General features: G+C 68.2%; 4 protein-coding genes and 1 pseudogene. 3 read left to right on the forward strand and 2 right to left on the reverse strand.

The features are described from left to right. Positions 1-113: pseudogene (locus GX543_RS04615) on the forward strand (LytR family transcriptional regulator); the annotation flags it as partial. A 50-nt stretch (positions 114-163) separates the two neighbouring features. Here the strand turns inward: GX543_RS04615 and GX543_RS04620 are convergent. Continuing rightward, positions 164-1,033 (reverse strand): inositol monophosphatase family protein, encoded by an 870-nt coding sequence (locus GX543_RS04620; protein ID WP_290850121.1) that lies wholly within the window; start codon positions 1,031-1,033, stop codon positions 164-166. Between the two features lie 100 nt (positions 1,034-1,133). On the opposite strand from GX543_RS04620, the gene ppgK reads away from it, so the two are divergent. Both ppgK and GX543_RS04630 read left to right on the forward strand, forming a co-directional pair. Then, entirely contained in the window at positions 1,134-1,940 is an 807-nt protein-coding gene (gene ppgK / locus GX543_RS04625) for a polyphosphate--glucose phosphotransferase (protein ID WP_290850123.1), read from the forward strand. A 179-nt stretch (positions 1,941-2,119) separates the two neighbouring features. Then, positions 2,120-3,538, forward strand: a complete 1,419-nt coding sequence (locus GX543_RS04630; protein WP_290850125.1) for an RNA polymerase sigma factor — start codon at positions 2,120-2,122, stop codon at positions 3,536-3,538. 94 nt (positions 3,539-3,632) lie between these two features. On the opposite strand, the gene GX543_RS04635 is transcribed toward GX543_RS04630, so the two are convergent. Beyond that, positions 3,633-5,831: carboxyl transferase domain-containing protein (locus tag GX543_RS04635; protein ID WP_290850127.1), on the reverse strand; the 2,199-nt coding region annotated here is incomplete at its 5' end.

A 5,831-nucleotide genomic window follows, 5' to 3' on the forward strand; every position in this document is an offset into this window, starting at 1 on the left:
CGACCCAGGACACCCAGGCTGCCCTGGAGGCCTTGCGCTCGGTGGATCCGAAGAACCCCAAGACCGCCATCGATCGCTCGCTGATCGAGGCCGTGCACAACCAGGCCTGCTGACGGACCACCTCAGCGCTAGCCGCTCGCCACCCGCGCCTCGCTGCCGTCGATCAGTCCGGCATGGCCTCGAGGCCGCCGATCTCGGTGAGCGTCGTAAGGAAGGCCTCGGCGATCCCGGGCGCGGCGGCGATGGTCGCGTGACCTTCGCCGGACCTGGAGTCGGCGGGCGGCAGCACCACGTGCGCGCCGGCCTCAGCCGCGATCAGGCCGCCTGCCGCCCAGTCCCACGGGCTCAGGCCGTGCTCGATGTGCGCGTCGACCGCGCCCGAGGCCACCATGCAGAGGTCGAGGGCCGCGGCCCCGACTCGCCGAATGTCACGAACGTGCGGCAGCAGTTGAGCCATCAGCGCCCCCTGCTGCACGCGGCGTTCTCGCGAGTAGGCGAACCCGGTGGCCACCAGTGCCAGTTCGGGATCGGCGATCGGATTGCACGTCAGTCGAACGACGTCGGGGGCCAATCCGGACGCCCAGGCGCCCTGGCCGCTCGCAGCCCAGTAGGTGACGCTGCGGGCCACGTCCACGACAGCGCCGGCGACCGAGTGCCCGTCGATCTGGGCTGCCACCGAGACCGCGTAGGCCGGAATGCCGTAGAGGAAGTTCACCGTGCCGTCGATCGGGTCAACCACCCAGCGCACGCCGTTCGGCACCGCCACCGAGCCGCCGGCCTCCTCCCCGAGGATCTCGTCGCCCGGCCGTTCCCGACGGAGCAGGTCGCGGATCAGCGTCTCGGTCTCGGTGTCGGCGACCGTCACCGGATCGGTGGGGGTGGACTTCGACGACACGGACGCGTCGGCCGCGCGAGTGCCGGTCGGCGCGAACAGCTCGGTGCGGCGGCTGCGCACGTGCTCGGCGGCCTCCTCTGCGACGGTGCGGGCGATCGCCGCCAGCGCAGCGTTCTCCGACACGGCAGTTTCCGACACGACAGAATCTCCTGGGTACCTCACGCCTAGAGTCTAGGGTGGTTCCCCGGAACTATCCGCCGCCAACGCTTCCACCTGCCTAGAAAGGCGGACCGCACCGATGTCCGACGCCCAGATCACCGTGCTGGCCTCCGACCGATCCACCAGTCCGTCGTCCCATCTCGGGTTCGGCATCGACATCGGCGGATCCGGCGTCAAGGGCGCGATCGTGGACTTGCGCACCGGCGCCTTCGTCGGCGACCGACACCGCATCGCTACGCCCAAACCGGCGACGCCGACGGCGGTGGCCGACACCGCGCTCGAGATCGTCGACCATTTCGGCTGGACGGGCCCGGTGGGCCTCACCGTCCCGGGCGTGGTGCGCGACGGCATCATGCGATCGGCAGCCAACATCGACGAATCGTGGAAGGGCACCGACCTCAACTCCCTGTTCAGTGAGCGACTCGGCGGACGACGGGTGTCGGTGCTGAACGACGCCGACGCCGCCGGGATCGCCGAGCAGCGCTTCGGTGCCGGCGCCCAGAACTCCGAGGGCACCGTCATCCTCTTGACCTTCGGCACGGGCATCGGTTCAGCGCTGATCTACGACGGCACCCTGGTGCCGAACACCGAGTTCGGCCACCTGGAGGTCGACGGCAAGGAAGCCGAGCACCAGGCGTCGGCGAAGGTCCGCGAGGACAAGGGCTGGTCGCTGCGGAAGTGGACAAAGAAGGTCTCCACGGTACTGAGCCACTACGAGGCCATCTTCTCCCCCAGCCTGTTCATCGTCGGCGGCGGAATCAGCCGCAAGGGCGACCAATGGATTCCGTTGTTGACCAACGAGACGCCGGTCGTGGCGGCGCAGCTCCGCAACTCCGCGGGCATCGTCGGTGCCGCCATCGCCGTCGACGAGGGCCTTTCGTTCTGATCGGACGCCGATTCGCGAGCCGACAAACCGGTAGGCGCATGTGCTCACGGCAACCTTGTCGTTACAATGGAACACATCGGTCCCGCACCGAGCCCTCAAGCCCCTTCGCCCACGGCCACCAACTCCCCTTCGGGAGGCCCATCGCCGTGTCGCCCGTGAGTTCTGTCGAAAGGTTGTAAGTGGCAACCACCAAGTCCACCGACGCAGCAGTTGAAGCCACCGGAGACGAGCCGGTAGCAGCCAAGAAGGCCCCGGCTAAAAAGGCCCCCGCCAAGAAGGCCCCGGCGAAGAAGGCTCCGGCCAAGAAAGCTGCAGCGAAGAAGACCGCGGCCAAGAAGACGGCGGCCAAGAAGACCGCGGCCAAGAAGACCGCAGCGAAGAAGACGGCGACCAAGCGCGCGAGCACGAAGGCAGCCGACCCGTCCGTCGACGGCGACGAAGAAGAGCCGACCCCGGGCGAGGGTCTGGACGACGTCGACGATTCGCAGATCGATCTGGCCGACGACGATCTGATCGTCGAGGATGACGACAACGAGAAGGACGCGAAGGCGACCAAGCCCGCCAAGCGCGCAGGTACTCGCGCCAAGAAGAAGGAAGACGAGGCCAAGCCCGACTTCGTCTGGGACGAAGACGAGTCCGAGGCCCTGCGTCAGGCACGCAAGGACGCCGAGCTGACCGCATCGGCCGACTCCGTCCGCGCGTACCTCAAGCAGATCGGCAAGGTCGCGCTGCTGAATGCTGAGGAAGAGGTCGAACTCGCCAAGCGCATCGAGGCCGGACTGTTCGCCACCGAGCGCCTGCGCCGGGTGATGGAGTCCGGCGAGAAGCTGTCGGTGGCTCAGCGCCGCGACCTCTCGTGGATCTCCCGTGACGGCAACCGTGCCAAGAACCACCTACTCGAAGCGAACCTCCGCCTGGTGGTCTCGCTCGCCAAGCGCTACACCGGTCGCGGCATGGCCTTCCTCGACCTGATCCAGGAAGGCAACCTCGGTCTGATCCGTGCGGTCGAGAAGTTCGACTACACCAAGGGCTACAAGTTCTCGACGTACGCCACCTGGTGGATCCGTCAGGCGATCACCCGCGCGATGGCCGACCAAGCGCGCACCATCCGCATCCCGGTGCACATGGTCGAGGTCATCAACAAGCTGGGTCGCATCCAGCGCGAGCTGCTCCAGGACCTCGGCCGCGAGCCGACCCCGGAAGAGCTCGCGAAGGAAATGGACATCACGCCGGAGAAGGTGCTGGAGATCCAGCAGTACGCTCGTGAGCCGATCTCCCTCGACCAGACCATCGGCGACGAAGGCGACAGCCAGCTCGGCGACTTCATCGAGGACTCCGAAGCCGTCGTCGCCGTCGACGCCGTCAGCTTCACGCTGTTGCAGGATCAACTGCAGGACGTGCTCGACACCCTGTCGGAGCGCGAGGCCGGCGTCGTCCGCCTGCGCTTCGGTCTCACCGACGGCCAGCCGCGCACGCTCGACGAGATCGGCCAGGTCTACGGCGTCACGCGTGAGCGCATCCGGCAGATCGAGTCGAAGACCATGAGCAAGCTCCGCCACCCGAGCCGCTCGCAGGTGCTGCGGGACTACCTGGACTAGCAGCACTACCTGGACTAGCACCACGCATCAGGAGTTCAGAAAGCGCCCCGGAATCTTCCGGGGCGCTTTCTGCTCGCCGATGCCCGCTGCGCTGCTACAGGGTCGCTATCCACGCACGCGTGTCGGCGGGATCGATCACGTCGTCGAGTTCTCCGGTGGTCGCCGCGGACAGGCCTCGGCCGCGCTCGTACATCTGCGCCACCAGCCCGTCATAGAGTTCGGCGCGCGACTCCTCGTCGGGCGCCGCGGCCAGTTCCTTCGCGAAGCCGAGGCGGACAGCACCTTCGAGCCCCATGCCGCCGATCTCGCCGGTGGGCCAGGCGACGGTGAACTGCGGGGCCAGGAAACTGCCCGCGGTCATCGCCATGGCTCCGAGACCGTAACCCTTGCGCAGGATCACCGCACCGAAGGGCACCGTGAGGCGCGCGCCGATCGAGAACAGGCGCGAGAACCGACGCACCGTCGCGTTCGCTTCGGATTCCGGCCCGACCATGAACCCGGGGGTGTCGCAGAACGACACGATCGGGAGGCCCCGCAACTGGCACAGCTGCAGGAATTCGGCGAGCTTGTCAGCGCCGTCGGCGTCGATGGCGCCGCCCAGGTGCAGGCTGCTGTTGGCCACCAGCCCGAACGGTCGGCCCTCCACTCGCATGAAGGCGGTCACCATCCCGGAGGCGTAGTCCGGTCGCAGTTCCACCACCGAACCGACGTCCGCGACCGCGTCGATCGCGGCATGAACGTCGTACGCACGCAATCGGTTCTCGGGCACCACATGCCTCGACACTCGAGGGTCGGGCGCCTCCCAGTCGTCGACCGGACCCTGGAAATAGCCGAGCAGCTGCCGGACCAGCGCCACGGCGTGGGATTCGTCATCGGCGACGACGTCGACCACGCCGTTGCGCCGCTGCGTCTGGATCGGTCCGATCTCCTCGGGGGCGAACTCGCCGAGACCGCCGCCGGAGATCATCGCCGGGCCACCCATCCCGATGTTGGCATCGGGGGTCGCGACGATGAGGTCGCACGCGCCTGCCAGCGCTGCATTCCCGGCAAAACAACGGCCGGAGACCACGGCGATCGACGGCGCTCGATCGCGGATCTGTCCCATCGCCCGGAAAGTCGGGACGTCAAGGCCTGCGACGATGTCGAGGTCGGTGTCTCCGGGACGACCACCGCCGCCCTCGGTGAAGAAGACCACCGGCAGGTCGCGTCGCCGAGCGATGTCGAGCAGGCGATCGGTCTTGGCGTGATTGCGCCAGCCCTGCGTCCCCGCGAGGACCGTGTAGTCGTACGACATCACCACGGCCGCCGACCGGTCACGGCCGAAGTCGTCCGCACCGATCGTCGCGACGCCGCCCACCAGACCGTCGGCGGGGGTGTTGGCGATGAGGTCGTCCATCGAGCGCCGGGCCTTCTGCGCCGCGATCACCAACGCTCCGTACTCCACGAAGCTGCCGTCGTCGACGAGGTCGGCGATGTTCTCTCGCGCTGTCCGACGGCCGATGGCCCGCCGCTTGGCGACCGCCGCCGGACGCGCCCCGTCACGGGTGATCCGATGCCGCTCGTTCACCTCGTCGAGATCGGCACGCGAGCGGTCGAGATCGAACACCTGCGTCGCGAGGAGATCGCCGTCCGAATCAACCGGTCGGTACACCACCACGGTGGCACCGGCCGCCACCGTTCGACCGCGACCGGCCTCTACACGCACCACGACCGCGGCGGTCTCGGCGAGCACTTCGTGTTGCATCTTCATCGCTTCGAGAATCGCGAGCGGAGCGCCGGCGGGCACCGTGGATCCGGGCTCGGCGACATCGACGACGGTGGAGGTCATCTGCGCGACCGCAGCCATCTCCCCGGCCGCCAACGCACTCGGCGGGGTTGCCCGGACCGGTACTGAAGTGTTGGGCAGCAAGTCGGTCTCGGGCAGCAAGTCAGCCAACCGGCGATCGAGGAAGCCCGTGTCGACCGGACCGGAGACGAACTCGGCGTCGGTCAGGACCGCTCGCAGCAGGTCGATGTTGGTCTCGGGCCCCTCGATCACGAACTCGCCGAGCGCCCGGTCGGCCTTCGCCAGCGCCGACGCCAACGACGGTGCTCGGACGATCACCTTCGCCAGGAGCGAGTCGTAGCGCAGCGACGTCTCCAGACCGAGGGCGCCGAAGGTGTCCACGCGGACACCCGGTCCCGACGGCGGAGTGAAGGCGGTCAGGGTTCCGGCGGTCGGCATGGCCGTCCCGTCCGGGTGCATGGTCTCGAGGTTGACGCGAGCCTGCACCGCCGAACCGACGGCGACGAC

Origin of the sequence: Gordonia sp. (in: high G+C Gram-positive bacteria), from assembly GCF_012515855.1 — a bacterium.
In the GTDB taxonomy this organism is placed as follows: domain Bacteria; phylum Actinomycetota; class Actinomycetes; order Mycobacteriales; family Mycobacteriaceae; genus Gordonia.